The 26,011-nt window shown below is 36.9% G+C and carries 27 protein-coding genes; 19 read left to right on the plus strand and 8 right to left on the minus strand.

What is annotated here, in order from left to right:
• Positions 1 to 663, plus strand: a 663-nt coding sequence (locus P8610_RS16435) for a hypothetical protein (protein ID WP_394605299.1), incomplete at its 5' end; no start/stop codon positions are given.
• A gap of 607 nt (positions 664 to 1,270) precedes the next feature.
• Here P8610_RS16435 and P8610_RS16440 read toward each other — a convergent pair.
• Both P8610_RS16440 and P8610_RS16445 read right to left on the minus strand, forming a co-directional pair.
• Positions 1,271 to 1,399 (minus strand): hypothetical protein, encoded by a 129-nt coding sequence (locus P8610_RS16440; protein WP_394605301.1) that lies wholly within the window; start codon positions 1,397 to 1,399, stop codon positions 1,271 to 1,273.
• Positions 1,400 to 1,677: 278 nt separating this feature from the next.
• Positions 1,678 to 3,369 (minus strand): bifunctional metallophosphatase/5'-nucleotidase, encoded by a 1,692-nt coding sequence (locus P8610_RS16445; RefSeq protein WP_394605302.1) that lies wholly within the window; start codon positions 3,367 to 3,369, stop codon positions 1,678 to 1,680.
• A gap of 289 nt (positions 3,370 to 3,658) precedes the next feature.
• On the opposite strand from P8610_RS16445, the gene P8610_RS16450 reads away from it, so the two are divergent.
• From P8610_RS16450 to P8610_RS16465, 4 genes are all read left to right on the plus strand, one after another.
• Positions 3,659 to 3,847 (plus strand): hypothetical protein, encoded by a 189-nt coding sequence (locus P8610_RS16450; RefSeq protein ID WP_394605303.1) that lies wholly within the window; start codon positions 3,659 to 3,661, stop codon positions 3,845 to 3,847.
• Positions 3,848 to 3,935: 88 nt separating this feature from the next.
• Positions 3,936 to 4,886: a hypothetical protein gene (locus P8610_RS16455; protein ID WP_394605304.1), complete on the plus strand. Its 951-nt coding sequence runs from the start codon at positions 3,936 to 3,938 to the stop codon at positions 4,884 to 4,886.
• Between the two features lie 207 nt (positions 4,887 to 5,093).
• Positions 5,094 to 5,273: a hypothetical protein gene (locus tag P8610_RS16460; protein WP_394605305.1), complete on the plus strand. Its 180-nt coding sequence runs from the start codon at positions 5,094 to 5,096 to the stop codon at positions 5,271 to 5,273.
• Positions 5,274 to 5,434: 161 nt separating this feature from the next.
• Positions 5,435 to 6,595 (plus strand): O-antigen ligase family protein, encoded by a 1,161-nt coding sequence (locus tag P8610_RS16465; protein ID WP_394605306.1) that lies wholly within the window; start codon positions 5,435 to 5,437, stop codon positions 6,593 to 6,595.
• A 579-nt stretch (positions 6,596 to 7,174) separates the two neighbouring features.
• Here the strand turns inward: P8610_RS16465 and P8610_RS16470 are convergent.
• The 3 genes from P8610_RS16470 to P8610_RS16480 all read right to left on the minus strand — a co-directional run bounded on the left by P8610_RS16470 (position 7,175) and on the right by P8610_RS16480 (position 9,490).
• Positions 7,175 to 7,648 carry a hypothetical protein gene (locus P8610_RS16470; protein ID WP_394605307.1) on the minus strand — a complete coding sequence of 158 codons (474 nt, stop codon included), beginning with the start codon at positions 7,646 to 7,648 and terminating at the stop codon, positions 7,175 to 7,177.
• A gap of 108 nt (positions 7,649 to 7,756) precedes the next feature.
• Positions 7,757 to 8,251: a hypothetical protein gene (locus P8610_RS16475; RefSeq protein WP_394605308.1), complete on the minus strand. Its 495-nt coding sequence runs from the start codon at positions 8,249 to 8,251 to the stop codon at positions 7,757 to 7,759.
• Positions 8,252 to 8,587: 336 nt separating this feature from the next.
• A complete protein-coding gene (locus P8610_RS16480; RefSeq protein WP_394605309.1) occupies positions 8,588 to 9,490 on the minus strand; it encodes a helix-turn-helix domain-containing protein in 903 nt (300 codons plus the stop codon).
• Between the two features lie 190 nt (positions 9,491 to 9,680).
• On the opposite strand from P8610_RS16480, the gene P8610_RS16485 reads away from it, so the two are divergent.
• The 11 genes from P8610_RS16485 (at position 9,681) to P8610_RS16535 (ending at position 17,860) form a co-directional block, all read left to right on the plus strand.
• Positions 9,681 to 9,836 (plus strand): hypothetical protein, encoded by a 156-nt coding sequence (locus P8610_RS16485; protein ID WP_394605310.1) that lies wholly within the window; start codon positions 9,681 to 9,683, stop codon positions 9,834 to 9,836.
• Between the two features lie 96 nt (positions 9,837 to 9,932).
• Positions 9,933 to 10,358, plus strand: a complete 426-nt coding sequence (locus tag P8610_RS16490) for a DUF2712 domain-containing protein (RefSeq protein ID WP_394605311.1) — start codon at positions 9,933 to 9,935, stop codon at positions 10,356 to 10,358.
• A 149-nt stretch (positions 10,359 to 10,507) separates the two neighbouring features.
• Positions 10,508 to 11,266, plus strand: a complete 759-nt coding sequence (locus P8610_RS16495; protein WP_394605312.1) for a hypothetical protein — start codon at positions 10,508 to 10,510, stop codon at positions 11,264 to 11,266.
• Positions 11,259 to 11,960: a WxPxxD family membrane protein gene (locus tag P8610_RS16500; protein ID WP_394605314.1), complete on the plus strand. Its 702-nt coding sequence runs from the start codon at positions 11,259 to 11,261 to the stop codon at positions 11,958 to 11,960. The genes P8610_RS16495 and P8610_RS16500 overlap by 8 nt, the downstream gene beginning before the upstream one ends.
• 1 nt (position 11,961) lies before the next feature.
• Entirely contained in the window at positions 11,962 to 12,690 is a 729-nt protein-coding gene (locus P8610_RS16505; protein WP_394605316.1) for a DUF2705 family protein, read from the plus strand.
• Positions 12,691 to 12,702: 12 nt separating this feature from the next.
• Positions 12,703 to 13,338 (plus strand): ABC transporter ATP-binding protein, encoded by a 636-nt coding sequence (locus tag P8610_RS16510; RefSeq protein ID WP_394605317.1) that lies wholly within the window; start codon positions 12,703 to 12,705, stop codon positions 13,336 to 13,338.
• On the plus strand, positions 13,325 to 13,957 hold the full coding sequence (locus tag P8610_RS16515; protein WP_394605319.1) for a hypothetical protein: 633 nt from the start codon (positions 13,325 to 13,327) through the stop codon (positions 13,955 to 13,957). The genes P8610_RS16510 and P8610_RS16515 overlap by 14 nt, the downstream gene beginning before the upstream one ends.
• Before the next feature lie 292 nt (positions 13,958 to 14,249).
• Positions 14,250 to 15,026 (plus strand): hypothetical protein, encoded by a 777-nt coding sequence (locus P8610_RS16520; protein ID WP_394605321.1) that lies wholly within the window; start codon positions 14,250 to 14,252, stop codon positions 15,024 to 15,026.
• 578 nt (positions 15,027 to 15,604) lie between these two features.
• Positions 15,605 to 16,363 carry a TrmB family transcriptional regulator gene (locus tag P8610_RS16525; protein ID WP_394605323.1) on the plus strand — a complete coding sequence of 253 codons (759 nt, stop codon included), beginning with the start codon at positions 15,605 to 15,607 and terminating at the stop codon, positions 16,361 to 16,363.
• A 122-nt stretch (positions 16,364 to 16,485) separates the two neighbouring features.
• On the plus strand, positions 16,486 to 17,049 hold the full coding sequence (locus P8610_RS16530) for a sigma-70 family RNA polymerase sigma factor (protein WP_394605325.1): 564 nt from the start codon (positions 16,486 to 16,488) through the stop codon (positions 17,047 to 17,049).
• Positions 17,039 to 17,860: a hypothetical protein gene (locus P8610_RS16535; protein ID WP_394605326.1), complete on the plus strand. Its 822-nt coding sequence runs from the start codon at positions 17,039 to 17,041 to the stop codon at positions 17,858 to 17,860. Before P8610_RS16530 ends, P8610_RS16535 begins: the two co-directional genes overlap by 11 nt.
• A 55-nt stretch (positions 17,861 to 17,915) precedes the next feature.
• On the opposite strand, the gene deoD is transcribed toward P8610_RS16535, so the two are convergent.
• Both deoD and P8610_RS16545 read right to left on the minus strand, forming a co-directional pair.
• Entirely contained in the window at positions 17,916 to 18,629 is a 714-nt protein-coding gene (gene deoD, locus P8610_RS16540) for a purine-nucleoside phosphorylase (RefSeq protein WP_394605328.1), read from the minus strand.
• 90 nt (positions 18,630 to 18,719) lie between these two features.
• Positions 18,720 to 19,889 carry an MFS transporter gene (locus P8610_RS16545; RefSeq protein ID WP_394605329.1) on the minus strand — a complete coding sequence of 390 codons (1,170 nt, stop codon included), beginning with the start codon at positions 19,887 to 19,889 and terminating at the stop codon, positions 18,720 to 18,722.
• Positions 19,890 to 20,232: 343 nt separating this feature from the next.
• On the opposite strand from P8610_RS16545, the gene P8610_RS16550 reads away from it, so the two are divergent.
• The gene (locus P8610_RS16550; protein ID WP_394605331.1) at positions 20,233 to 20,580 is read left to right on the plus strand and encodes a hypothetical protein; all 348 of its coding nucleotides are present in this window, start codon (positions 20,233 to 20,235) and stop codon (positions 20,578 to 20,580) included.
• Positions 20,581 to 20,623: 43 nt separating this feature from the next.
• On the opposite strand, the gene P8610_RS16555 is transcribed toward P8610_RS16550, so the two are convergent.
• Positions 20,624 to 22,597: a M6 family metalloprotease domain-containing protein gene (locus tag P8610_RS16555; protein ID WP_394605332.1), complete on the minus strand. Its 1,974-nt coding sequence runs from the start codon at positions 22,595 to 22,597 to the stop codon at positions 20,624 to 20,626.
• 495 nt (positions 22,598 to 23,092) lie between these two features.
• On the opposite strand from P8610_RS16555, the gene P8610_RS16560 reads away from it, so the two are divergent.
• Both P8610_RS16560 and P8610_RS16565 read left to right on the plus strand, forming a co-directional pair.
• Entirely contained in the window at positions 23,093 to 24,001 is a 909-nt protein-coding gene (locus P8610_RS16560) for a tetratricopeptide repeat protein (protein ID WP_394605333.1), read from the plus strand.
• Positions 24,002 to 24,578: 577 nt separating this feature from the next.
• Positions 24,579 to 25,631: a hypothetical protein gene (locus P8610_RS16565; RefSeq protein ID WP_394605334.1), complete on the plus strand. Its 1,053-nt coding sequence runs from the start codon at positions 24,579 to 24,581 to the stop codon at positions 25,629 to 25,631.
• Positions 25,632 to 26,011: the final 380 nt, after the last annotated feature.

Below are 26,011 nucleotides of genomic sequence, written 5' to 3' on the forward strand. Positions count from 1 at the left end.
GAAGAAGACGAAGAAGACGAAGAGGACGAAGAAGACGAAGAGGACGAAGAAGACGAAGAAGACGAAGAAGACGAAGAAGACGAAGAAGACGAAGAAGACGAAGAGGACGAAGAAGACGAAGAAGACGAAGAGGACGAAGAAGACGAAGAGGACGAAGAAGACGAAGAAGACGAAGAAGACGAAGAGGACGAAGAAGACGAAGAAGACGAAGAGGACGAAGAAGAAGAAGAAGAAGAAGAGGACGAAGAAGACGAAGAGGACGAAGAAGACGAAGAAGACGAAGAAGACGAAGAGGACGAAGAAGACGAAGATGACGAAGAAGACGAAGAGGACGAAGAGGACGAAGAAGAGGAAGACGAAGAAGACGAAGAGGACAAAGAAGAAGAAGAAGAGGACGAAGAAGACGAAGAAGAAGAAGAAGAGGAAGACGATGAACGCGAAGAAGATGAGGAAGACGAGGGAGATCGCGAAGAAGACGAAGAAGACGAAGAAGATGAAGAGGACGAGGAAGACGAAGAACGCGAAGAAGAAGAGGAAGACGAGGAAGATGAAGAAGATCACGAAGAAGATGAAGACGAGGGAGATCACGAAGAACACGAAGAACACGAAGAACACGAAGAACACGAAGAACACGAAGAACACGAAGAAGAAGAGGGATACTAAGAAAATTTCACAATAAGGTTAGATGAATATACCATATACGTAGATAAGTAATTAAATGTTAGTTTGCATAACTAATTATTGAAGATGCTTTTAAGAACGCCATATAAACACGAGTCTTCTGTAATATTAGTTTTCTATCGTTACCATAACGTTTTGAGGTCTAGGGGATACCTAGACTTTTTTTTATGTATTTTAACTAATTTTGTTGTTAAAACTGATTATTAATTGATTAATAGTCAGGAGCGAATTATATGAAAGAGGGAGGCAACCTAATTATCGGCTTATTCTGGGGAGTGTTATTTAGCATTCCTCTATGGATCTCCATTTTCGGCTGGATAAAATTAATTAAAATAATAATTTAATTGTATCTTCGTAAAAACATTTCTCCAAATTCTTAATAGAGAATTTAAACCAGATTTAATAAAAATTTATCTAGTAATCTGACAGATTTTTCGTATGTTTTCATGTTTACTTTTTTTACAATCCCCAACCAAATAGTAAACAATATTAATAAGGATGCGATAGTTAAACCTCCCATAGCAAAACTATTATGAATACCATCACTTATAGGAGATATTAAAATAAGAGAAGAAAAAACAATAATTATTTAACTTATCAATAACGCTTTTTTCTCTATTATTAAATTTTTCATATTTACTTCTTTCGTGCCTTTTCTTAAAATACCAAGATAAATAATGACTATAAGTGCGTGTGAAAATCCAGAAATAATGTCCATTAGTTCCACCTTTACTATTAAATTAACTAACAGTCTCGGTCGTTTTAAAGATGATGTCCTTATTGTCTGCTGTGCACTTTTGCTGCTCCGGCTGTTCACAAACAAGAACCAAGTAAGTTGTTAAGATCCTTTGTTGCCACAGTTAAACTAATTTATTTATTGATTATATAAATTATACTCAGATTTGAGATAGGTGGTTTCATATTTTACAAAGTCTATATATAAAAAAATAACCTCGGAGGAGCACTCACGAGGTTATCTTAGTATTACCGAATTAATTATGGTCTTGATACATCAACAATTCGATCTTCAATCTTTGGGTCAACATTTACCAGTTCAGCTACATAATCACGAAGGTTCTCCCAGTCAGACGCACCTAAGTCAGTTACACGACCTTGTTCATATGCCGTCTTAAATACCGTGAATCCATCTCCGCCTTTAGCCGTAAATGCGTTGGTGGCAATTACATACTCTTGAGCAGGATTGATTGCAGTAAATGTACCATCAGCGTTCTTTACGTCCATCGTTACAACGCGGCTGCCAGCAGCTTTTTCGCTGTCATACGTAAATTTCATTCCAGATACGTGTAGGAATCCGCCGTGTTCTTTAGGAGCATCTTTAACACTGTGCTCTAGAGCTTGTTTAATTTCTGCACCTGTTAACTTCATCGTTGCAAGTGTGTTACCAAATGGAAGCGTCGTTAACACATCACCATACGTGATCGCGCCTTGATCAATCGTAGCACGGATTCCGCCACCATTTTGGAAAGCCATAACTACATTAGGGTTAAAATCCTTTGCTTTATCAAGCATGCCATCTGTAATAAGGTTTCCAAGTGGAAGTTCGCTATTTCTCACACTAATTCCTACATCATTGGTACGTGGAGCAGCTAGTTCATTAACAGCAGTACCACCAGTTGGTGTGTTTTTGATTTCGGCTACTTTACTAGAATACTTTGTCAACATTTGAGCAGCTTCTGGATCAGCTGCTTTATCAGCAATTTTAATTAATTGACTAGCTGGTTGTCCGATCACTTTACCTTTTTTGTTAAACTTTACATCTAAAGTTCCTAAGTACTCACTGTATTGATACGCTTGAACGATAACCGTAGGATCTTTCCTTTTACCTGCCTCATCTTCAGTAACTACAACAGGCTCGTTGAGTTGAGTATGGCTATGGCCACCAACAATTACGTCAATTCCGTCTACATATTTTGCTAGTTCTAGATCGTTATCGTACGCTGGGTTGTCGTCATATCCAAGGTGTGTGATGGCAACGATTTTATTTACACCAAGAAGTTGTAGTAACTTAACTTCTTTTGTCGCAGCTTTAATATAGTTTTGGAAAACAATATTTTCTGGACTTGAAATGTCAGCCGTTTCTTCTGTCGTTAGTCCGATAAATCCTACATACTCACCGTTTACTTTTTTTATAACAGATGAATAGATCTTACCGTCTTTCGGTTTACGATCGTAGCCTTTATATAAGCTTCTTAATTTGTCATCTTTAGAAAAGTTTACATTGGAACTAACGAATGGGAAATTAGCATTCTTAACAAAATCAGCTAGCGCTTGATGACCTTCAGGGCTTGCACCAAGGTCAAATTCGTGATTTCCAAACGTCATAAGATCATAGTCCATGAGATTCATAAACTCTAGATCGGCTTGTCCTTTAAATTCATTAAAGTAAAGAGTTCCAGAGAACACGTCCCCAGCGTCTAATAATAAGGTGTCAGGTTTAGCTGCACGCACTTCTTTGACAGCGGTTACTTTTTTCGCAACGTTATCTAAACGTGCGTGTGAATCATTTGTATGCATAAGTGATAGGTTAAAAGGTCGGTTGTTTTTATGATGATTTCTCTCTTGCTTAGCATTTGAGTCTGCTAAGGCAGGTATCGTAACTTGAGAAGAAATTAACCCAACTGCTAGGGAGCTAACTAGTAATCTTTTAAACGATTGCTTAATTGTCATTTCATCACGTTCCTTTCAAAATTTGTCATACTATATTAATTTAGCATGTAATAATAACAAAGGAAGTCGAAATGTGTCGAATGTAGTTTGAATTTAAAAGTTTAATGAAACGATAACAAAAAATTAACAATAGAGAGAAGTGGATGAAAGCTTTCTCTTATTTTGATTCACATGAATTTTTACGATATTTAATTATTGCCTATCATTACTTATTACCTTTAAATGAAAGTTTATTTACATTGACGAAAAACAGATTAATTCCATATAATACCATTAAGAGGTGGTGGAAATGAAATTTGTAGAAAAAAGAACAAATGTATTTTTAATTCTTAGCGGAATTCTATTTGTTTTCTCCATTTTTTCAATGATTTTCTCCTTTAATAGTCTTTTAAAAGACATTGTGTACGTCTTAGGTTTTCTATTCGCTATCATCATTCACATCTATTATAGAAAAAGAATTAAAAACGAGACCTCATAATATAACAAGATATCCTGCAATATTGAGTTTCTGTTTAACTATTTTTTTGGAAGACTTGTTACACAAGAAAGTAAGATGGAGGTAGTGTATGTACAACCGTTTGACCTTAAAAGAGAGAGTTACTCATTCTGCGGAGTGGGTTGAGTGTCCAGTAAAGGATTGCGATCACCGGGTTCCTCGACAAAAGAAAACCTTTAAACCAATCAATGAGTTCCTATGCCCCACTCATAACATTTATCTATCTTCCACAACCTTTGAATACACAGACTACACCAGTAACTTACTTTCAAAAGATCCTAACGACATACAGCTTTTACAAAAGATTTTTAAAAAGAAGCGGGAAAACCGTTTGGCTCGAAGTAACTCTGAGGACGCTGTAACGTGGAATATGTTTCGTTACTTAGAGACTCATAATCTACTAGAGAGTTATTTACGTTCTATAGGTGTTGAGAATCCACGCCATCCTAAGATTCATTACTGGTGCTATGATGAGGAATCTCAAAATACATATTCGCTGCTATTAAAAGCGCGCAGCACATTTGGTGAAAAGGTTTCTAGAGGAAGTGAACCAGATCTGCTCATCGAGACCGAGAATGCGATAATACTCGTTGAATGTAAAACCGGATCTGGTAATAACACAACACCCTATAGTGCTGAGGTAGAGAAATTATATACGCAAGCAGACAATTGGTTCTTTACACAAGTGTTTAATGCAGGGTTCTACACAATCGCTAAAAAAGACAAAAAATATGAATTGCTTCGTTTCTGGCTGCTAGGCCTTTGGATGGCGAAACAAAAAAAGAAAGAATTTTATTTATTCAACCTCGTGAGAGAAGAAAAAGAGCGGAATATTGAACGAGAATTCGGAAAGCATCTAGTTCAAGGATTGGGAACTTTTAAACGAACGACCTGGGAAGATATGTACCGCTTTATTCAAAGGTCTACATCATCCGATCAACATATTGCTCTTGATTACTTAAAGAATCAGACCCTGGGTTACACCTCTTCAGGAAAGATTAAGATGGGGTACAAACTTTAGTAATAATATTAATGTTGAAATCATTTACACTGTGGATGCTGAGAGTAAAACAAGCGTTTAATGGATTCAATCAGATGAGACAGAGACCGTTTAGTATAGCTTAGAACCTGAAATTTTAACTGAAGTAATTAACGTTGCAACATGCAAATTAAAATGAATAAAGTATGTAATACCTTTGTGATTATAGATACCGAGGAGGAAGCTATAGTGGGTGAACTAATTCCTTTTCCACTTCCCAATGACAAACTGAATGAGGAAGAAACGCTGGAATATTATGAGCTTAAAGCTGATCTTGAAAAAGCAACAACCTTTCGCGAGTACCGTATATTAAAGAAAAAAGTAGCAGCCTTTAGGAAGAAGGTAGAGGATCGAACAAACCAAGAGTAAAGTTAACCCCTTGTTACGCTCTAGCGCGTGAAAGGGGTTTTTGTTTTAGCTAAAGTTAAGAAATCGTTTGGTTTCTGTAAAAATGGGATAATTTATTACTTTTTCAAGTATGATGAGTTAATGCAATTTTGAAATGAACTTATACGATGAAGAGGTTGAATATGACTAAATCTACGTACCATTTTTTCAATAAGTATTTTTTCGATATCAGCATCTTTCTTTGTTTTGTACTACCTCCCATCGGTATTGCGTTATTGCTGTTTGCTGGCTGTCGTCATCTTCATCTTGTATGGAAGGAAGGGAAACGAGTTTCGATAACGCCTGGGCTTTTCCTACTAGGATGTTTATTTATTTCATCTATTGGTGCTGCTTTATTGAACCAGGAGTATTCATACTTTTTAATATCTGCTCTACTCCTTTCTTATACGGGTTTGTATTTAAAAATAAAAATCATTGGCGCACAAAAGACGTTTTCCTCTCTTAAATGGCTCACAATCTGTGGCGGAGTTTACTTTTATGCACTGTATCCATTTCAGGATTTCTTGATGAAGAATATGTTGGTAAGCTACCTCACAGGTACAGCACTTATAGGACAAACGGAGTTTCAGCAAGGTTATGAAAGACTGATGGGAGCCGCGTATAACCCAAACTTCTCTGTGGCGTTGTTATTGTTCGGACTGTCTTTTCTACTTGGAGAATGTTTGAAGAGTATGAGAGGGGCATCATACAGGAAGTTAGCGCTGCAAGCTGTTGTCGCCGGTATGCTGGTGCACGCGATCTACTTAACTGGATCGAAAGCAGGTTTTGGAATTCTGTTAATTATCTTTACACTTTTTATCTTTAGATGGAATCGCTTATATGCGATGTTTCTTGTCTTCATGATGGCGATTAACATTCATTTGATTCTAGAATGGATGCCAAGGAAAGCGAGACTGTTTGAATCTGCTGATATACGAAAAGTGATTTGGGAGCGTGCGATTCACTTATGGCAGGAAAACGACTTGTTTGGGGTGACACCGATTGGTTTTTATAAGCACTATCTGTCTCTATATAACCATAACATCCCGCATGCGCACAATATGATAATTGGTATGTTTGTGGAATATGGATCCCTTGGTGGAGTGGCGCTGCTTATCGTAATTTCTATTCACCTCTATAGGATGTTTTCGCCGCAGGTAGCACTGATTGCAATCATCTTACTAGCTTCCTGGGAGAAATACACGCCCCGACTTTCACTTGTACATCCGCGTATTTTAAGTTATACGAGAAAGTGGAGCTGGGATGTTTCTGTCAAGACTACCAAAAACAAAGAATACTTGTAATAATGAATACCCTTCTCCGATTGAGAAGGGTATTTTATTGATTCGGGTAGAATATATATAACAAATGCTTAATTGGTGAAGTATACACCCGATGGATATAAGACATGCTGTTAAGGCGAACCTTATGATTAACACGTTTTAGCACAGAGGTGTAATTCATGGACAGGAAGCCTTCATTTGCAAAAGGCTGTTTGTGGGGTCTTTTATTATCTATTCCAGTTTGGATTTTTTTAATTTTATTGTACTTCTGCTTAAGATAAGCCAGTATGATCTCTAGCAATCTTGTTAAGACTGACTATTAGAATTTAAAAATCTAGTAATAGTTAGGAGAGCGGGATATGGAAAGAGAAGGAGATTTCTTTGTAGGCTTGTTCTGGGCACTTCTTTTATGCATTCCACTATGGTTATCGATCTTCGGCTGGTTAAATTTCATAGAGCGATTGTTGTAGAACCTCGGCGGGGTAGTGGCCGGGGTTTTGTATGGTTTTGATTCTCGTAACTAACAAAATAATAAAAAAGAACACGCCTGAAAAAAGGAATAGGATGAATGTTTAAATTAGAAGAGGCTGGCGAAACCTGTCATGCCTCTTCTTTATACTGCAGAAGTTGTTTGGAAGCCCTTTGTATAGATATTATCAAAGCTGGCATTGTAAGGTTAGTAGGATTATCACCATACCGATAATCATCAATTAGTTCACTGATTTCATACCAAGTTTTATAGTTGGGCGTATCATCCAGTTCTCGCATGACTTCGTAAATTTCATAGGCAAGGTCTATCGCATGCGTTTCATCCAAGAGAATTTGTGTAGCCAGATGCTGCAGGTAGTGGATGGAGCACACCTGATAAGAAGGTTGTTGTAATTGTATTTCCTTAGCAGCTCTTCTAAAATAATCCTCCACCTCAAATATATTGACAGCTTCACTTAGAGAGGACAGCACATTAATGGAATATGATGAATGGTTGTTTTCAAGCATGTGGAAAGCCCATGATATGTAGTCTTTTGATACAACAGTTTTATTGTATATTTTGTAATACAGAATGAACGTGTCCATGTAAAGATCTCCGTTTCAAAGATTGATAGGTTAAGTTTATGTCAAAGCTGGGGGTATGTATACAGCTCTAATCATTTGAACCCCTTCACAAAGCGAAGGGGTCCGTTTTTACTTTTTTTCCAACTTCACATCATGTTCCTTCGCTAACTTTTCCACATCACTCTTGTAATCACGCATCATTTTACGCGCAGTGTTCAGTTTCTCGTTCGCCTCGTTAATGATTGCGCTGTCCTGGTTTTCAATGGCCGTCACGATCTGCAGAAACGCACTCGCTTGAATGTTCGCTGCCTCAATATAGTCTTCGTGAATTTTTCGCAGCTCATCAGTTTCAATTTCTACGGCTTCTAGGTCACTAATAAACGCGTTGTACTCAGGAATAATCTCTAACTTTAGCGCATCGTACAGGGTGTAATCATCCGTGTAGTTCATGCCAGTCACATCCGCATATTTTCCTACAATCTCAGTCTCATCATCAGCGAGTTTTGGCATCTGTTCGTTCACATAGTTTAGCAGGTCATCCTGAACCGGGTCACCACCACATCCTGACAGAATCAGAATGAACATGAGAATACTAGCTAATACATATTTTTTCATTAAATTCATCAGCCACCTCCCTCAATCACTGTATTCATGGGCAAAATTGTCCTATGACAAAATGAATGAACACATAATAGAAGAGGTAACTCATAGCAACAAAACTAATTATTATTTGGAGAGGAAATATCAATCCTGATCAATATGAAGATTTTGAGGTTGAAGAACAAATTGGAAAAACGAAAGAGGATTTTGGAATTTATGAAGTTAAAAATAATTCTAGTCGAATTGTCATGAAGGGACTAATGTTCTCAGAAACCTTTTTAAATTGCATACAAAATTTAAGTAAACAGGATAGGGTAGCCTTAAAAACGGTACCCCTATCTTTATTTTGTTAGCCCATACTTACAACTTCAAATCGTTCAAATTTATGAATTCGTTTTTTTTCTCTAGGATATGTTTAATGTAGTTTCTCTGATTAGTAAGTTCAAATATAAATATTGCATTTTTATAATTAGCTGATATTTCATTCTCGTTTATATCTAGGTTTTCCTGGCAAACCCCTTTCTGATAATAAAGCTGTCCAAGTATATAAAAACTTTCGAGCTTACGGCAAAAATCAATAGCATCATCTATTACATTTAGTGCTTCTCTATATTTTTGATCTAACGTATACACCTTAGAAAGGTTATACATGACCTTAATTCTAAACTTTTGAAATGAATCAATGTATATTGTTTTACTTAATATTTCCTCGTAGCATTTGTAACTATTAGCGTACTCTTTATTCTCTGCATAAATAGCAGCGATTGAATTCTGTATCTTTAAGTCTTGGTAATTATCCTGATCGAGTAGGTTTTTAGATGATAGCAATTGCTTTAAGTTTTCTATTACATCTAAATAATCCATGAATCCTAAATAATACGAAGAAAGGTAATAGTTCCAACTGATAAACTGCTCATATTGGTAACCATATAGTTTTAGATTATTAGATCGTTCAAAATTAGTAATTTCAAAAATTTCATCATATTGTTTATTTGTGCTTAATTTATCTATCATTTCAATAGTTGTTGCCACGTACCCATTTCGTTCTTGAATTAATAGTGAAATAAAGTAAGTTACTTCAACTCTAAGTTTTATGGAAATTAGATATAACGTATCAATACTGGGGAAACATTCTCCAGATTCTATTTTGCTGATAGCTGCCTGCGAACATATGCCTCGCGCTAATTCTTTCTGTGACATCTTATAATGCTTGCGCAGATTATATATTTCTTCCCCTAATCGATCCATATTTAAGTTAAGCATTTCCCACCTCTTTATAGAAAAATATAACAAAAGTTATAATTTTTGTCTTATAACTCGAAAAAATTAAATTTCTAGTTAGGTTGTTTCTAAAAACCTCTTATTCCGAGAAAACACTATTTTTCCATATATTGTAGTATAAATTCAAGCAGGATAATAGTAATTAGTTCGTTACTTGAAGGGGAGAAAACCAGTGAAAAAGGTTCTTATTTATCTAGTACTAGGCATTTGTTTCGTTTCCGGCGGTATATACAGCTTAGATCTAACAAAAGCAAAATCTAACCAACATGCAGCGATTAGCGTTGTAACGCCAGATGGCGACGAAGATGATTTACCGTTTGAGCATTGATTATTGATATTTGAGATTGGTAATTAGAACAGCTTGTTTAAGTTATCCAATTACAATCTTTAAATATAAAATTTTAAGAAAATGGGAGGAAATGAAATGAAGAAAACGATTAAGAAGTATTACAGAGTAGGATTAGCAGGTGTTATGGGGCTATCGTTACTTACAGCAGGAAATGTTGCATTAGCGAGTAATGATAATATCACATACAGCTTTAGTTTGAAGCCAGAACACGGAAATTCTTATTCTGAGGCAAGATATCGCCAAACAACTGATACAAGTAATAAATGGAAAGTTAACTACACTTATTCAAGTGAAGGAAAAGGAACAGTTGCTACATATTGGTTAGATAAGAGTGGTACACGAGTTTCCGATACTCATGATGTTGCTCAAGGTTCTGGCGCAAAATACTATACTGCCTTTAGTACTGCAAGCCAAAGTAATGTCAGATTGGCTGTAGAAAATAATAACTATACAACAAGTGGATACACGGCTTCTGGTTATTGGGATGAAGAGACTAACTAAATGATAAAGGACAGTGGCAATCCATGTATTGCCACTGTTTTTAAACAATTAAAGTGAAGTCAACATCATTTAAATTTTTATGTATAGTCTTTTAGCTCTCTTACACATGAATCTTTTTATTAAATAACATATGAGCTGGGTGAATTGAAATGGCTAATGAATTATATCGTATTCTTCATACAAAATTAAGTCGATCTATCTTTCTTATTATTTTACTAATTCCCTGTATTGAGGTTGTTCAATTATTACTTGTAAAGTTTCAATCAGGTCATGAGCTTTATCCACCATTTTCTTTCTTTTTATCAGGCTCTAGCAGGGGGCATATGACACAAGCCTTGTTATTATGGTTTCTACCCCTTTTTCTATTGCTACTAGGTTCTGATAACGTTATTCAAGATTATCAGACAGGAAGTCAAAATATATTTATTAGTAAATACGGAAAAAAGAAATATTTTTCATATAAATTGGCTACGTCGTTTCTTGTTTCATTCTCTGCCATGTTTTTATCCCTTTTACTGAATTTTATTTTAGTCTCTATCTTTTTTATGGGTGGTAAAAATACAAAAGAATATTCATTACCAGATAATTTACTCTTTACATTAAGTATCGAGCATCCTTATTTTGCTATTATGTTATTTACTTTGACAGCGTGTTTACTTTCCGGATTTGCAGGGCTGCTTGGGGCATCATTCAGTTTGTTTTTCCAGGATCGCAAATATTCCTATTCTGCCGCTTTCTTTGTTTGGTTCTTTTTAGTCATTAGAGATGATTCTTTGATGTACTTATTCCAACCATTTGCAGAGTATGGATTTGATACGCTGCTACCGGTCCTAGCTACTGCCTTAATCGTTTTCATTTCAATACCTACACTCATTTACTTCTATGAGGTGAAATTTAATGATGGGTAAAAGATCCATTGTATCACTAGCAATTTTGTTCTTATTCATTGTGCTATGGTTTATAAATAATAGCCGGTATATGGGTTTCTCGACTTTAGAATCTTTAATTTATATGAATAATAGTGCTTTTGGGTATAACTCTTTTAAAGCTTATGCGCTATTTTATACAATACCATTTTTGTTCTTTTTAAATTTCTTCTTGCCCACTGAGAAACCGTACACACTCGTTAGGATCTCTAGAGAAAGACATTACTTTAAGTTTGTAGGTAAAGTGTTTTTGACAGCATTACTGTTCACGATAGGCCACATGCTAATTAACAACCTTTTAACATTCCTTTTTATGGATGTAGAACTTTTAAAAGAAGTTCGTTATTTTTTCATAAGTTTCGTTCAAATGATAGGACTTGTTTTCTACTTTTTCTGGATAGGCATCTTATATAGAATTTTCTATGATCTTAGTAACTCTTTTGGATTAGCTATATTTGTAACATACTTATTAGTAGGTGTTATCTATTCTTTGGGTTTGTTAATTGTTCCAGCAGATATTTGGGATCCTTTTAAGGATTTGGATATCTTCCAATCTTTATTAGAAAATAAAAAAACACTGACTGATGTTTTTTTATCATATATCCGACTATTCGCTTTAGGCGTTACCTTCTATCTTGTTGGCTCACCTTTATTTCTTAAAAAGGATATCTTATAGAATGTTAAAAAATAGAGCTTTGTTCTTACTTGTTGTGATCATTATGATTATACAAGCTGTATTACTAAATCATTTTGATACCCTATATTCGTCCCTTCCATTTCTGGACGGTGTTCCCATTACATCTTCATACGCATTAGAAAATAAATTTCTCGTGTATTGGTTTTTACCAATTGTTGCAATGAGTTTTTACTTTACGGGGTATTGCAGTGATGTTCTTAAAACATATGGAAAAGTAATCATTATTCGAAACTATGGCAGAACAAGGTGGTTGTTTAATCGGTTCGTATCCATGATGATCGTCACGTTAATATTTGTAGTTATCCAGGTTCTTATATTCAGATTTCTATTAACAGATTCAACCATCAATCTAGAAGGAATAGAGGTTATCAAACTTCTAGCTATGTATTTTTTAACTTTATCAGCTTTATTTGCTTTACAGTTAGTTATGGAACTTTTTATATCTCCACAAGTTGCGCAAATGGTTGTAAATGTCTATATTGTGGTTTCTTTACTTCTAACTAAACAAATCTATCTTATTGGCGGAGGCTTCATCTATTATTTATTTCTGCCAAATTATGCAATGGGATTTAGAAATGGTTTAACTTCAATATCAGAGTTTCAAACTCCGATCATTTCTTACCCGATAGGTATTACGGTACTTATGATCATCATTGCGTCTATAGTAGGATTCTCAATCAGCAGGATAAAAAAAATAGATATATTCTAAGGTGGGGATAACATGATTGAAGTTCAAGATCTCAGTAAAAAAATTAAACAAACATACGTGTTGAAAAATATTTCTTATCAGTTTGAACGTGGGAAGATATACGGTATATATGGAAAGAATGGTTCAGGTAAGACCATGCTTCTTCGTTCCTTGGCAGGGCTTCTCATTCCTACTGATGGTAAAGTTTTAATAAACAATAAAGAACTTCATAACGACATATCAGTTCCGCCTAGTGTAGGAATCATTATTGAAAATATGCAGCTTCTTCCGCAGTTCGATGCAACTACCAATCTTAAAATGTTAGCCAAGATTAAAAAGATTGCTACAAATGACGATATTGAGGATTCCATTAAAAGAGTAGGACTTGAACCACATTCGACTCTTAAAGTGAAAAAGTATTCTTTAGGAATGAAGCAAAGGTTAAATCTAGCACAAGCCATTTTTGAAAAACCAGATATTCTTTTATTAGACGAACCGACAAATGCAATTGATGAAAAGGGAGTAAGTTTAGTTCACCAGGTGCTATCTGAAGAGAAAGAACGTGGTGCAACAGTAATCATTGCAAGTCATCATAAAGACGATCTCTCCTTATTATGTGATCATACCCTCAAAATGACAGACGGATTATTAATCGATGAGCAATTTTAAAAAGTTTGTTTTTATTGGCTTAATTATATTGTTCGTAGGTTTTCTAGGTTCGAAATATCTTATAAAAATCATTAAAAATAATAATCCTACATTTCTTAATTCTGCAAAAGAAGTTACGCTAACTAACGGGGATTATATGGTGGGTAAGGATTTAAACGCTGGGTTTTATGATGTTATCTCATTGTCTGATGAAGTATCATTTATGCCACTGAAACTTTCTAAAGGTGACAAGATTGTCGGTCAACGTTTAGAGAAAAATGAACATGCCCTTATTGAAGGGAGTGGAAAGGTAAGGTTGTTACCTGCCAAATATGAACCATTAACATTAAATAAAAATAAAGAATATCGTATCAATCATTCCGGAAAGTATATAGTGGGTAAACAAATTCCAGTGGGTAGATACAACATTAGCTATCAAATAAAAGGTAATGAGAAAATTAATAATAGACCATTTGTTCAAGTTTTACCAGGATACGGAAAAAACACATTGAATTCTTTGACATTCGAAAAGAAATTGAGTTATGACATAGAACTTAAAACAGGGAATTTATTGGAAGTTCATAAGTCTTTAATGGAAGAGTATGATAGTGTTGTTATATTATTAAAACCTAATTTATGATAAAAGCCCCAACAGAGATTGAACTGTAACCAATATATTAGACAGTATATAAAAAATTACCTTTTAAGCATCTGGTGTTAGTAGATGGCCTTGGGATTGTTCCGGGGTCATCTTTTTTATTTCCCATTTAGCGAGGAGAATCGTAATACTCCATATCGACATCTACTTCACCTTTTTATTTTTAGAAAAGGGGTAAAAAAATTAAAAGTCTTTTATGGGAAAAAATAGTAAATGTATAGTATAATTGGTAATGGCAGACGCATTATTTAAATTGACAAAGGAGAATGTTCGTATGAATTTTTTAAAATTTATTATTACTTTTGCACTTATGATTTCAATTATTAATTTTTCCTCTCATCCAAAAAGTGTAGAGGCAGCTACTGGCAAGGAAGTTACAAAATATTTTGTGGTTCAGAAGACTTTAAAGAATTACGAAGGCAAAGGCTGGGATCATACATACTTTAAGAGCGGATGGATTACAATAAATGGGTATGATTTACTAGGCCACAAAAATGCTGTAGATGTAACAATTAAAATTAATGATTCTTGGGTTAATGCATTTCAATATGGACGTTTTAAGGGAACTTGGAAAGACGACGAATCTATGAGTATAGGAAATTACAAAGATCCAGTTGAAATTAAGATGTCTACATCTGGACAATTAATCAATAAAAAGATGGATCGAGATTATTTTTATACGCAACAATGGTGGGGTAACTTCGATCAAAGATACAAGAACACAAAAGCCACTTTAGGTGTTGGATACGGTCCCATTGGTGTTGCTGTTGAACCAACTGCTTCTTACAATATTGATCCTCGTTCAAAGAAAACATTATATTTGGGCGGAGAAAAGTATCCCACTCTGACAACCTTTACATTTCCAAATACAACAATGTATAAACGAAACCATTATTACACTGCAAGGACAGAAATAGGTGTTCTATCCACAGCGAATAAGAAGTCAAGCAAATTCATAAATGTTAAAGTAGAGCTACCTGTCTATTTAGGTAATACTAAAGTGAGTACTCAAACATTAACCTTAAGCTTACCGTATAAGTCAGGCAGATAATATCTTTAAAAGGCACTTTTTAGGGAGTGCCTCAGGACGTAGACCAACCCCATCTCAAATTTTTGAAATGGGGTTGGTTCGTTTTGGTTCGTTCTATACCTGTATTACAATTACTTGGCCATTGCGATGTCCAGTATGCCAGCTTTTATATATTCATAGCAGTAAGTATCGCGTGTGCGGAAACTTTTTTAACCCCTCTAAACTTTTTCTAAGCATATCATTCATGTCTTTTGCACTAAAAATCCTCTTTCAATGATTTCTTTTCTCTTTGCATATATTCTTTTATTCTCCTCCTTCCGTAATTCTAAGGTGATAAGCTTACTTAACATAATCCTCCCGTATGTAATCCTTTTTACGTGCTGCTGGCTTTACTTACATTGAGAGCCCATAGGAACCTTTGGACGTTAAGGGATTGGAATCCACCACGTTACCCCTACAGGTGAAAAAAACGACGAACGTGTAATACACGACCCTAAAACAGCCACCTTAGAAATGTTTCAAGGACTAGCGAAAGGGTCATAATTGTTTTAAGATACATGTAGTATGCTAGGTCGTTTAGAGGCCGTTTAGGAGGAACCATGTTACAAAAATTCGGTTTTTCACAATATGAAAGTCAGGTGTTCGAGGTCCTCGCATCGAGTGAGGAACCGATGGACGCGACGAACATTGTTAAATATTCAGGTGTTCCTAAATCAAAGATATATGAGGTCCTCTCACGAATGATTGAAAAAGGGATGGTCCTTGATTCGGTGTCTGAAAAGAAGAAACTGTATACGGCACTTCCGCTGTCCATTGTAATTGAAAAGCTGACGACTGAGTTTCAAGAAAATGTACAGCAGCTGAAAAATAATACGTCGAAAAGAAAATTTTATGATGAACACGTTTGGAGTCTTAAAGTGGATTCGTCAATCCGCGCGCAGACGAAGCAGCTTCTGCAAACGGCTGAAAAATCAATTCGTGTTTCTGGCTGGCAGGACGATATTCAAGAGGTCCTACCGATTCTGCAAGAAAAAGAAAAACAAGGTGTAGATGTGGAGGTCCTTGTGGTAGGTGAGCTAGAGTCTACGCTATCCCATGTACATACGTTAATTCCAGCACAGGAGCACCACTCGTTAGAACGTTTTCGATTAGTTGTGGTCGATGAGACTGAAGTTATTTTTGCAGGGATGGAAGGGCAAAGCTGGCAGGCATTGAAGACCAAATCACGTCCGTTTATAAAAGTATTCATTGAATTCTTTTATCATGATGTCGCGTTAGCCAAAATCACCGAAAAGCATTCAGATCTAATGATGAATGATGAAGAAATTAAGAGTGTATTGATGAAGTTGAGGTATTAACAATTATAAATTTAAAAAAGACGTCAAATACGGCGTCTTTTTTATGTCCTAAAAGTGGTTTTTAAAAATAGGGACCTATTCACAACTTGCTATCGTCTATTATAGGAATAGGGGTGAACACAATGGAACATGCTGAAAGTGAATTTAGGTCAAAACCCTGCATACATAGCAAGGAAGAAATGATTATTTGGCTTATGAATGAGTATGGGCAAAGTTTAGTGAGGGTGGCCTTTACGTATGTAAAACAGGAACAACTAGCAGAAGATATTGTACAAGAAGTTTTCATTAAGTGTTATAAAAATCTGCATCTATTTAGGCAAGAGTCTTCTTATAAAACTTGGTTGTATAAAATTACGATTAATCAATGTAAGGATGTTATGAAGAGCTGGAGCTTTAAAAATCTTATCCTTTACAATTTTACCGGTTTTCATTCTAAACCAAGCTATGATAAATCACCTGAAGAGGAAATTCTTTTCTATGAAGAAGCAAAACATATCTCGAGCAAAGTAGTATCTCTACCCATTAAGTTAAGAGAAGTTATTATCTTTTACTATTATGAAGAAATGAAAATTGAGCAAATTTCTGACCTTCTAGGTATCAATCAAAATACCGTCAAATCAAGGCTGTTAAGAGGTAAACAACAGTTGAAAAAGAAGTTGGAGAGAGGTGAGCAATATGGAAGATAAACTAAGAGACCTCAAAGAAAAAATGAATAGTACGTTATTGAAAGATTTAGATTTTAATGAAAAACGTCAAAGAAATGTACTACGTAAGATTAAAGGGGAGGAACCACCTTTGTTGAAATTTAGTCTATCTCGAACTTGGCGATTTACTCTTAGTACGGTACTTATGACATCCTTATTGTTTGGTCTCTCTATGTTTGTGTCTGACCAACTGGATCATTATGATAATAGTAATACAAGAAGAGCGGAGTATATCGATCAAAAAGAGAATACCAATAAGATTGATGATATTGATGAAAATAAGAAGAAAGAGTGGAGAGATTTTTCTTCAGTTGGGAATCTGGAAAAACCCGATTTCGCAACGAATGTGAGAGAATGGGTTCCTCAAACACTTGAAAGATTAGAACAACCAGTCCCTAGCAAATATCCAGGAGCTGGTTTGGATGAAGGTTATGATATTTATTTAAAATCACAAATGCTCCGAGATATGTTAGGACCATATATTCGCGTAGAAGGTGAAGATCTTGAAAAAGATTTTCAAAACTTACAAACGCTTATTTCACTTATTGGGCACCATCAATATGTCCGTACAGCACGTATTGATTCGTATGGAAACGCAAAAGAGAAAATTGAATATATGAAGGAATGGGAGCCTACAAGTGAAGAAACGTTAAAAGCGTTTGAATATATGAAACAGTTATTACACGATATTGATGTTGCGATAAATAAGGATGGGAAAGGAGAAAGGTATGGTATATCTCATCAGTTGGATGGGAAAAAGGTGAAAGAATTAGAATGGTTTTTATACAGGTAACCACGGCTACCAAAAAAATTAAAAGAGACCCCAAAGAGGCCTCTTTTTTGTTTGCTTATTTATCCTCCGAACTCACAACTTCCAACGCCATTTCAATCATATCGTTAAATGTCGTTTGGCGCTCTTCAGCTGATGTTTCTTCACCTGTAAAGATGTGGTCACTAACTGTTAGGATCGATAGTGCGTTCACACCATATTTCGCTGCGATGGAGTAAAGAGCTGTTGTTTCCATTTCAACCGCCAACACGCCGTTTTCAGCAAGTTTTTTCACGATATCCATGCTGTCACGGTAGAACAGGTCAGCCGTTAACACGTTACCCGCTTTAATCTTCAAGCCTTTTGCAGTTCCAGCTTCATACGCTTTTCTCAAAAGATCGAAGTTTGCGCATGGCGCGAAATCGATGCCAGGGAATGCTAAGTGGTTCATGCGTGAATCAGTTGAAGCCGTCATCGCTAGGATTACGTCACGTACTTTTACGTCTTGTTGAATTGCGCCGCAAGTACCAACGCGAATCAAGTTCTTTACGCCATATTCACGAATCAATTCGTTTGCATAGATCCCGATTGATGGGATTCCCATGCCTGTCCCTTGAACAGACACGCGCTTTCCTTTGTATGTTCCTGTGAATCCAAGCATACCGCGAACTTCGTTGTAGCATCTTACGTCTTCTAAAAATGTTTCCGCGATATATTTCGCACGAAGCGGATCTCCCGGTAATAGGATGCTTTCTGCGATTTCACCTTGTTTTGCACCAATATGGATACTCATTTGTTCACCATTACAACCTGTTATTTGTAATGGTTTCACCTCCTACAAAAATAATTTTCTCTACTATTATCATGCCATAGTTTTCGCAACCTAGCTAATTGTATGTGCGCTGACTTTGGAACTCTTTCTTTTGGTCATTGAAATGACAGCTGTCCCTAAAGCCAGTATAACCAACAATCCGCCGACAGTTGCGTTCGTCTCGACAGACGCGCTCTCAATCACGATTCCGCCAATCATGGACCCGAAAGCAATCCCGAAGTGAAGCGCGGAATTGTTCAGACTTTGTTGTATGTCAGATGTTTCAGGAGACGACTCGATCAAGTAACTCTGCATCGCAGGCGTGATCGCCCAGCTGAGCATGCTCCAAATGATCATCACCACTAAAAATAGTGGAAAAGCAAAAGTTGTATAAGGAATCATAAAGATTGAGATGCCAAAGATTATTGTAACGCCTAAAATTGTAGGCTTGGTGCCGAATCGGTCAGCGAGCATGCCACCGATACCGCCGCCAAATACGGCTGCAATACCGAATATCAAGTACACGATGCTGACCCATGTCCCGTTAAGTCCAAGCGTCATTTTTAAAAATGGCGTCAAGTAGCCGTATAATGTTAGGTGACCGGCTAAGAACAGGAACGACGTAATCTGTGCAAATAAGATGCGTCTGTTTTTTAATGTTTGCAGCTGCTGCTTGATTGGAATTGCGGGCTTTGAATCCTGTCGTCCCATAAAGAAATGCACGCCGAGTATGGATAACACGGTTAATGCTGTGATTAAAATGAATGGTGCGCGCCAGCCGAATGCGTTTCCTAGCATTAACCCGACTGGGATTCCGAGTACAAGAGAAGCACTGATCCCCATAAACACGACACCGATTGCGCGAGCTCTGTATTTTCCTTCAACGATATTAGACGCCATCGTTACGCATAGGACAACGAGTAAAGATCCGCTCGCCGCTGATAAAATCCGAGCAATTAATAACATCGTGTACGTCGGACTCACGATCACGAGTGCATTTCCTAGTAAAAATACGATTAACGCGATGAGGGTTAATCTCTTTCTCTCTATGTGTGCCGTCATCGCCAGCAAAATAGGTGCTGCGATGGCAAAAACGAGCGAGAAGATCGTGATAAGAAATCCAGCTTTCCCGAGACTTACGCCAAGATCCTCGGCGATAAGATCTAGAATCCCGCCTATAATTAACTCGACCATACCGACAACAAATGAAACGATCGTTAACATGTAAACACGTTTATTCACATCTATCTACCTTCTTTTTAAATAAAAGTTACCCCTTTAATGGTAACTTATTTAAGAGGTGATAGCAATCATAAATTTATATGATTATGGTGTGAATCGGCACATGCTGAAACGTTATAGGTTTAAACTTGAACTTCATCGGTGTAAAACCCTATTCTATCGGTGAAAAGAAGCTTTCTAAAGGTGAAAATAGTAACTTTACCGGTGGAAATCAATGTTTTATCGGCGAACGTGTAACAGATAAAAGAACACGTACCGTAGAAATACCAGACATTTCACCTTCCCCCAAGTATTCCTAAGATTTATAATGAATCCATAGACAGAAAAAGGGGACATGGGGATTATGACAGATGTTTTATGGACGATTTACTTAGGAATTCTCGGTGCTTTTGCGATTGGTTACCTCATAAAAGGTGGCTACAAAACGCACTCCGCAAAACTGGACTTTGTGATTTCAATCATTACGTGGATCGGGTTGTTTGGTTATGTAACAAGTAATGAACTGCTTACGCCGCTCGTATGGAAGTTTGTTTTCTTCGGTGGACTTCTGTGGGATCTTGCTTACGGCTTGAAGAAGTTTAATGAAGATGCGAACGAGATTCCAAGAGCGGCTCGACCTGTTGTGTTCGGGTTAACGGCGATCATTATGATTGGTCCGCTATATTATGGGTTGTTTCTATATGCGTTTTAAAAAAAGGAGGAGAGATCATTGCGATCACTCCTCCTTTCAAATTTTATTTACCTTTACCAGGACCAACCTTGTGAACCACGGTTGAGATTTTACTGTTATCTGTTTCAGAAGTAGTCGTAAATGTCAGCATAGTTGGTTTTGGACCGTTCTTCGCATCTGGAATCTTCACGTAAACAGGAATCTGTACGGTTTCTCCAGCTTCCACTTCAATCACATTGTTTTCTAACTGAAGATCCCAGCCAGCTTCTGTTGTTGCGTTAAGTCTGAAAAGATCCGTTGCTTCACCTGTATTGGTTACGTTGAAGTTGTAAACAGCTACACGGCCAGGTACGGCAAATTCCTCTGATCCTCTCACTGCCTGAACGCCGCGTGTATAAGGACCAGCTCCATCCATATGCCTCACAGCCACTCGGTAACTAAGAGCGCCTTGATCATCTACTTTTTTCTTCAACACATAAAAGTGAAGGCGGTTGTGCTCGTCTTTATATTCGCTCACAACACCATCCGCTGTTCCTGCTTTAAAGAGGGAGTCGGCGAGCTGCTGAAAATCTCCTTTAGACATCATCGCTTCTGTTCCGTCTGGTCGCTTGAAATCCACTTGATTGATATCTTCTTTATGAGAGTCGATCACCCAGATGTTTGGTGGTGATTCGGTGTTTTTTGTTTTTGCGAGCAATACGCCAGCATCAGGGGCAAAGGAATCGTAGCCCACACGATCGACAACTTCAATCGTATAGTTGTTGTACCATTTTGCACCGCGTTGCATGTCCGCACGCCAGTCATCTTTTAGCGAGTTTGCAGGTGTCAGGTCTTCCATTGCAATTTGGATACCGTGCAGTCCTGTGCGGCCAAATTCTTCACCTGTTGGAACTTCACGCGCTAGGATATCTGCAAAAACAGGTCCGGTTTCCGCAAGCTCGTCACGGTTCAAACTCAAATACTGGTCTTCATCAAGAAAGCCTTGTTTGATTTTGTTACGCAGCATGTGATGTGATGGAGCTGATGCGCCAAGTGGAGATGGCACCATCCATCTCGTGTGCGGTCCGCCTGGGCCGTTGAAGCTGCCTCGGCTCATTAACTCCCACGGACCTGAATAGGTACGAGAAACAGGGTTTGCATAAGGATTGTTGTAGTTGTCACCGAGTTTCATTATGTGCCCGAACTCATGAGCGAACGTTCCCATCCCATCGTTTTCCCCTTGAATGGAAGTTCCGTTGCTCGCGCTAGACCAAATACTTTTAGCCGCATACCAGGAAGTCCAAGGGACATAGCGGGTTACGGCTGAATTCGGCATCCCTGCATATGGGGGTCCAAACGGCTTTGTTACAGACTCTGGCGTTTGGAACATCATTTCACCTAACTCCTGCCACACACCCGATTCGTCATAACCAGCATGCACGATAAAACGGAAATCGTATTCTTCGCCAGATGCATCGATATCAGCTTGAGCTTTTTGAATAGCTTCCGATCGGAGGGTTTTACCTGTAAAACCTGCTGGCATGTTCTGCATCTGATTAAATTCGTTCAGTCCATATTGAAATTCATTGTAATCCATGCGGTACGTTCCAAAAGCATCGAGCTCAACTCCCCACTTTCCATAGGAATTCTCCCGCCAATATTCATCGATTGTTCTGTAGTTGTTAAGTGCTTGAGGTTTGTTTAAGAAGTCTAGCCAAAATTGTCCCATCTGCTCTCGGGGGATATTCCCGGTGTTGATGGGATTGCCTGCAATTTCTGAGCCTTCAGGCTGACTGAGGATAAATTCACGGTCTGGGAAATCTACGATAATAAGTGCACCTTTAATGACGCGTTCTGGCTGAACATCAGCATTTCGCCAATCGATTCCTGGAACTGGTCGATAATCGTTCCACGTCATGTCTCGTGGCAGCGTCCAGGATTCTTTGTCTACCGGTTCCGGGAAAGCTGGCAATCCAGGCTTGTCCGCATACGCGGTGGTCGAGACGGTCAATAGAAGAAAACTGAGGGAAAAGGAGGCAAAGGACTTTTTACTCAACATTAACGCAACAACTCCCTATTTAAATTGTCTGACAATTTTATAAATAACATGAAATGACTGGGAATTGCATGTTGTAGAGCTCGTTTGTCGACAAAACAGGAAGGATATCCCATGTTAGAGGTGGGAGGAACGGAAAGTAGGGAAAATAGCGTGTGAGAATAGGGCTAGAAGTTCTTGTTTTTGGTTGGGGATGAAAATGGTACGCGTAAATTGATGTTTGGCGCGCGTAAAACTCTAAGTTGCGCGCGCAAACAGGGAGTTCCTGCGCGTAAACAGTAAGATGGTGCGCGAACGTGTAACAATTAAAAGAACACGTACCGTAAAACTTATCTCATTGGCCACCTTCCACGAGGGGATTGAAATAATTATAATAGAGACATAGATGCTTATGTAATGGGTTACTTAAATTGTGTGTATTCAAGACGCACTTCGCAAGACTAGATTAGGTAATCAAATATGGGTTTTAATAACGGAAGGTAGATGTTCAGGATATATATGAACAAAGAAGCAATTAATGAGCTTGAAGATAACAATATAGATGGAGCTATCAAACTGTTTCAAAAAGCTGTCTTAGAAAAAAGAGATGTTCAATCGCTGACAAACCTTGCGTGGGTTCTTTGGCACGAAGAAGATGATCTTCAGCGGGCTTTGAGTCTCGTTACCGAAGCAGTTGAACATAAACCAACTTCACATTTCCCGTATAGCTTATGTGGTGAACTTTTGTTGAGAAATGAACGATATGAAGAAGCATTAAAAATGTTACAACTCTCTATCTCTATCCAGCCAACGAAAGCCGCTTTTCATAATATGGGTGTTGCTTACTATTACCTTGGCGACACAGTCCGGGCAGCAAATCACTTTGGACAAGCAGCAGGGAAATCTGACTATACATTATATAATCAGGTGAAGTGTTTGATTGAATGTGGTCAATTGGCTGAAGCAAAACGCTTAATCACTACTTTTGACGAGAGTGACGAGGATTTTATTGGTGAAGTCGATATAGCTGAACTATACACTGAATTGGATCTTCATCCAGAAGCGATTTTATGGTTCGAAAAAGGGTGGGAGGATTATTATAAGCAGCCTGATTGGATTGGAAGATACATTCATTCTCTTATAAAGACGAACCAAGAAACGAGAGCGCATGAGATTATTAATGAGGTTATACAGGAAAAAAAAGACGAATTACATGAAGCAGAAAGAGAAGAATTGGATGCAGATTGGTCAGAACAAGATAAACAGGAAAACATGCTAAAACTTACTAACGAAATAAAATCGTATGAAAATATGTTTGAAGATGTGAGAGCAGGCAACCTTCTTGAGCTGCTTCTTGAACCTTCAGCAGAAAGCGGCTGTTATCTTTTTGGCTGTGAACGTCACCAGCATCCGGAATATAAAAACTAGTAAGAGTAGAGACTCTTTTATTAACGGGTTCTGAAAAACAAGCCAAATCCATAGCAATTAGCACTATAAAACGCAACGAACGTTTTTTTCTTGGTATATAAGGGTTTTGATAAAAAAACACTACTTTTCTAACCTTAATAAGCACTCCAATTAGCACACGTTTTAGCAAGAGGACAATAACTATTGTCACGCTGCGAATTGGTATGCGAATTGCCCTGTCATTTTTAGCGAAAAAGGATTAAAAGGCGGTAAAATCGAATATATAATAAGCCTTATTCCACAAACGAGCAGGATTGAGGAGAAATCAATCACGAATGAGGAATAAATTTAGTAACAGATAAAATTTTGTTTCATTTTAAGATCTCAAATTATTGAGGTCTTCTTTTTTTCTAACATTTTTCAATATGAGACCGATATAAAGTAGGGTTTTTAATTCTAAAAGTCGTCTAAACACCATTATTTTAAATGATTTAGCTTTTTCCAATCTATAAACAATTAGGAATTTTTTTGAAATACGTTGAATCTCATTATTTTTTATTAAAACTAAAGACATTAAACTTAAAAAAGGGGTCTGGAAATGAAAGATTTTATAAAAGCTTTTTTTATTGTTCTTCTTTTTTGTGTGGTTGCAGCATGTGAAGATAAGACGTTATCGTCTGTTGAAACCATGAAAGAGAAAAAGTTAAAAAACTCACAAACAAAGACAAGCAGTAAAGAAGAAAGTAGTTCTGGTAATTATGTATTTTCATTAAATTCAAAGACTGGTATCCCAGAAATATTAGGAGTACACCTAAATTCTGACTATGCAGATCTAGAACCAAAATGGTCACCTCTTTTTCCAAAAGTGGATGCTTTTACTCATAGCGACGGAGAATATGAGCTAGAGGAATCTGATGGTCATGAATGGGTATATATAGAAGGAGAAGGCGGAGAATTAGACAGGTTTAATACAGATATAATTAAAGTTAAAACCTACTTTTTAAAGAAAAACCCGGATAAATTAAGAGCCATCTACCTAGAGAGCCAATTTATATATGGTCTACGTGCTGCAGCACGTTGGATAGACCCTAAAATATTTAACCAATTTAAAGGAGAAGTATACAAAGGAGGCGGGGGATCCCTTTTCTTCTCCAAAGATAAAGAACTAGTAGAATTAAAGTTTCATAGGAATAATTGGGACGACAGCAGCCAGTATTTTATAGCTGAAATAAATCTTATACCTGTAGAAGATGATTATTTTTTTAATAAGTATTATGGAGATTATATGACTAAAGAGAATAAAATTACTTTGGATGAGGCACGATCGTACTTATTGAAAGACTTGGTAGCTTCTGAAATAGAATTAAAAGATGCAGAAAAAGAAGATTTTATTCCAGATGAGCAAGAATCGGAAACAGCTAAATCGCATAAAGATATTTCATTTCAAGATATTCTATATAAAGAATTTATTGCAATGGAACCTGTTGACCAGCAGATGTATCTTGATGAATTAAAACAGGCAAATCCACAAGTTTTAACTGATGTACACACGTTGAGCGATGCATTAAACAGTGAGGAAATGGAACAATACACTGATAACTCTACGACCGTAATCAAACTTATACAATGGATTGAATCAGATGCTAACTAAGCTTAAAAAACGAGCGGTATTGTAAAGAGAATAGGTTCAAAAATCAAAGAGCAACCCAAAAGATTTTATTATAAGTTGCAACAAAAATTGGCTTTACCCTTTAATTTTGATAATAAGTGAGAAAATTATTTGTAGTAAAAGTTAACTTCTTTTCCACGAACGTGTGCGATTGCGGAAGAAGGCTATAAGTAAACGACCAGACAAAAATCTGGTCGTTTTTTAATGTCAATTACATATCCTATTATAGTGCTATTACACCTGCTAAAAGGATTGCGAATTACAATTTTCTCCTCCAAAAGAGAACCTGTTACTCTTTTACAGGGTCTCTTTTTTTGTGTAAAAAGAAAACCGTCATGTATCGGATAAGCCCCCCATATAGT

It is taken from the genome of Fictibacillus sp. UD (assembly GCF_043558025.1).
Lineage (GTDB): Bacteria > Bacillota > Bacilli > Bacillales > Fictibacillaceae > Fictibacillus.

Coding starts and splice junctions, on each gene's coding strand:
- P8610_RS16440 (WP_394605301.1), bottom strand. CDS start 1,399: ATGGACATTATTTCTGGATTTTCACACGCACTTATAGTCATTATTTAT.
- P8610_RS16445 (WP_394605302.1), bottom strand. CDS start 3,369: ATGACAATTAAGCAATCGTTTAAAAGATTACTAGTTAGCTCCCTAGCA.
- P8610_RS16450 (WP_394605303.1), top strand. CDS start 3,659: ATGAAATTTGTAGAAAAAAGAACAAATGTATTTTTAATTCTTAGCGGA.
- P8610_RS16455 (WP_394605304.1), top strand. CDS start 3,936: ATGTACAACCGTTTGACCTTAAAAGAGAGAGTTACTCATTCTGCGGAG.
- P8610_RS16465 (WP_394605306.1), top strand. CDS start 5,435: ATGACTAAATCTACGTACCATTTTTTCAATAAGTATTTTTTCGATATC.
- P8610_RS16470 (WP_394605307.1), bottom strand. CDS start 7,648: ATGGACACGTTCATTCTGTATTACAAAATATACAATAAAACTGTTGTA.
- P8610_RS16475 (WP_394605308.1), bottom strand. CDS start 8,251: ATGAATTTAATGAAAAAATATGTATTAGCTAGTATTCTCATGTTCATT.
- P8610_RS16480 (WP_394605309.1), bottom strand. CDS start 9,490: ATGCTTAACTTAAATATGGATCGATTAGGGGAAGAAATATATAATCTG.
- P8610_RS16490 (WP_394605311.1), top strand. CDS start 9,933: ATGAAGAAAACGATTAAGAAGTATTACAGAGTAGGATTAGCAGGTGTT.
- P8610_RS16495 (WP_394605312.1), top strand. CDS start 10,508: ATGGCTAATGAATTATATCGTATTCTTCATACAAAATTAAGTCGATCT.
- P8610_RS16500 (WP_394605314.1), top strand. CDS start 11,259: ATGGGTAAAAGATCCATTGTATCACTAGCAATTTTGTTCTTATTCATT.
- P8610_RS16505 (WP_394605316.1), top strand. CDS start 11,962: ATGTTAAAAAATAGAGCTTTGTTCTTACTTGTTGTGATCATTATGATT.
- P8610_RS16510 (WP_394605317.1), top strand. CDS start 12,703: ATGATTGAAGTTCAAGATCTCAGTAAAAAAATTAAACAAACATACGTG.
- P8610_RS16515 (WP_394605319.1), top strand. CDS start 13,325: ATGAGCAATTTTAAAAAGTTTGTTTTTATTGGCTTAATTATATTGTTC.
- P8610_RS16520 (WP_394605321.1), top strand. CDS start 14,250: ATGAATTTTTTAAAATTTATTATTACTTTTGCACTTATGATTTCAATT.
- P8610_RS16525 (WP_394605323.1), top strand. CDS start 15,605: ATGTTACAAAAATTCGGTTTTTCACAATATGAAAGTCAGGTGTTCGAG.
- P8610_RS16530 (WP_394605325.1), top strand. CDS start 16,486: ATGGAACATGCTGAAAGTGAATTTAGGTCAAAACCCTGCATACATAGC.
- P8610_RS16535 (WP_394605326.1), top strand. CDS start 17,039: ATGGAAGATAAACTAAGAGACCTCAAAGAAAAAATGAATAGTACGTTA.
- deoD (WP_394605328.1), bottom strand. CDS start 18,629: ATGAGTATCCATATTGGTGCAAAACAAGGTGAAATCGCAGAAAGCATC.
- P8610_RS16550 (WP_394605331.1), top strand. CDS start 20,233: ATGACAGATGTTTTATGGACGATTTACTTAGGAATTCTCGGTGCTTTT.
- P8610_RS16555 (WP_394605332.1), bottom strand. CDS start 22,597: ATGTTGAGTAAAAAGTCCTTTGCCTCCTTTTCCCTCAGTTTTCTTCTA.
- P8610_RS16560 (WP_394605333.1), top strand. CDS start 23,093: ATGAACAAAGAAGCAATTAATGAGCTTGAAGATAACAATATAGATGGA.
- P8610_RS16565 (WP_394605334.1), top strand. CDS start 24,579: ATGAAAGATTTTATAAAAGCTTTTTTTATTGTTCTTCTTTTTTGTGTG.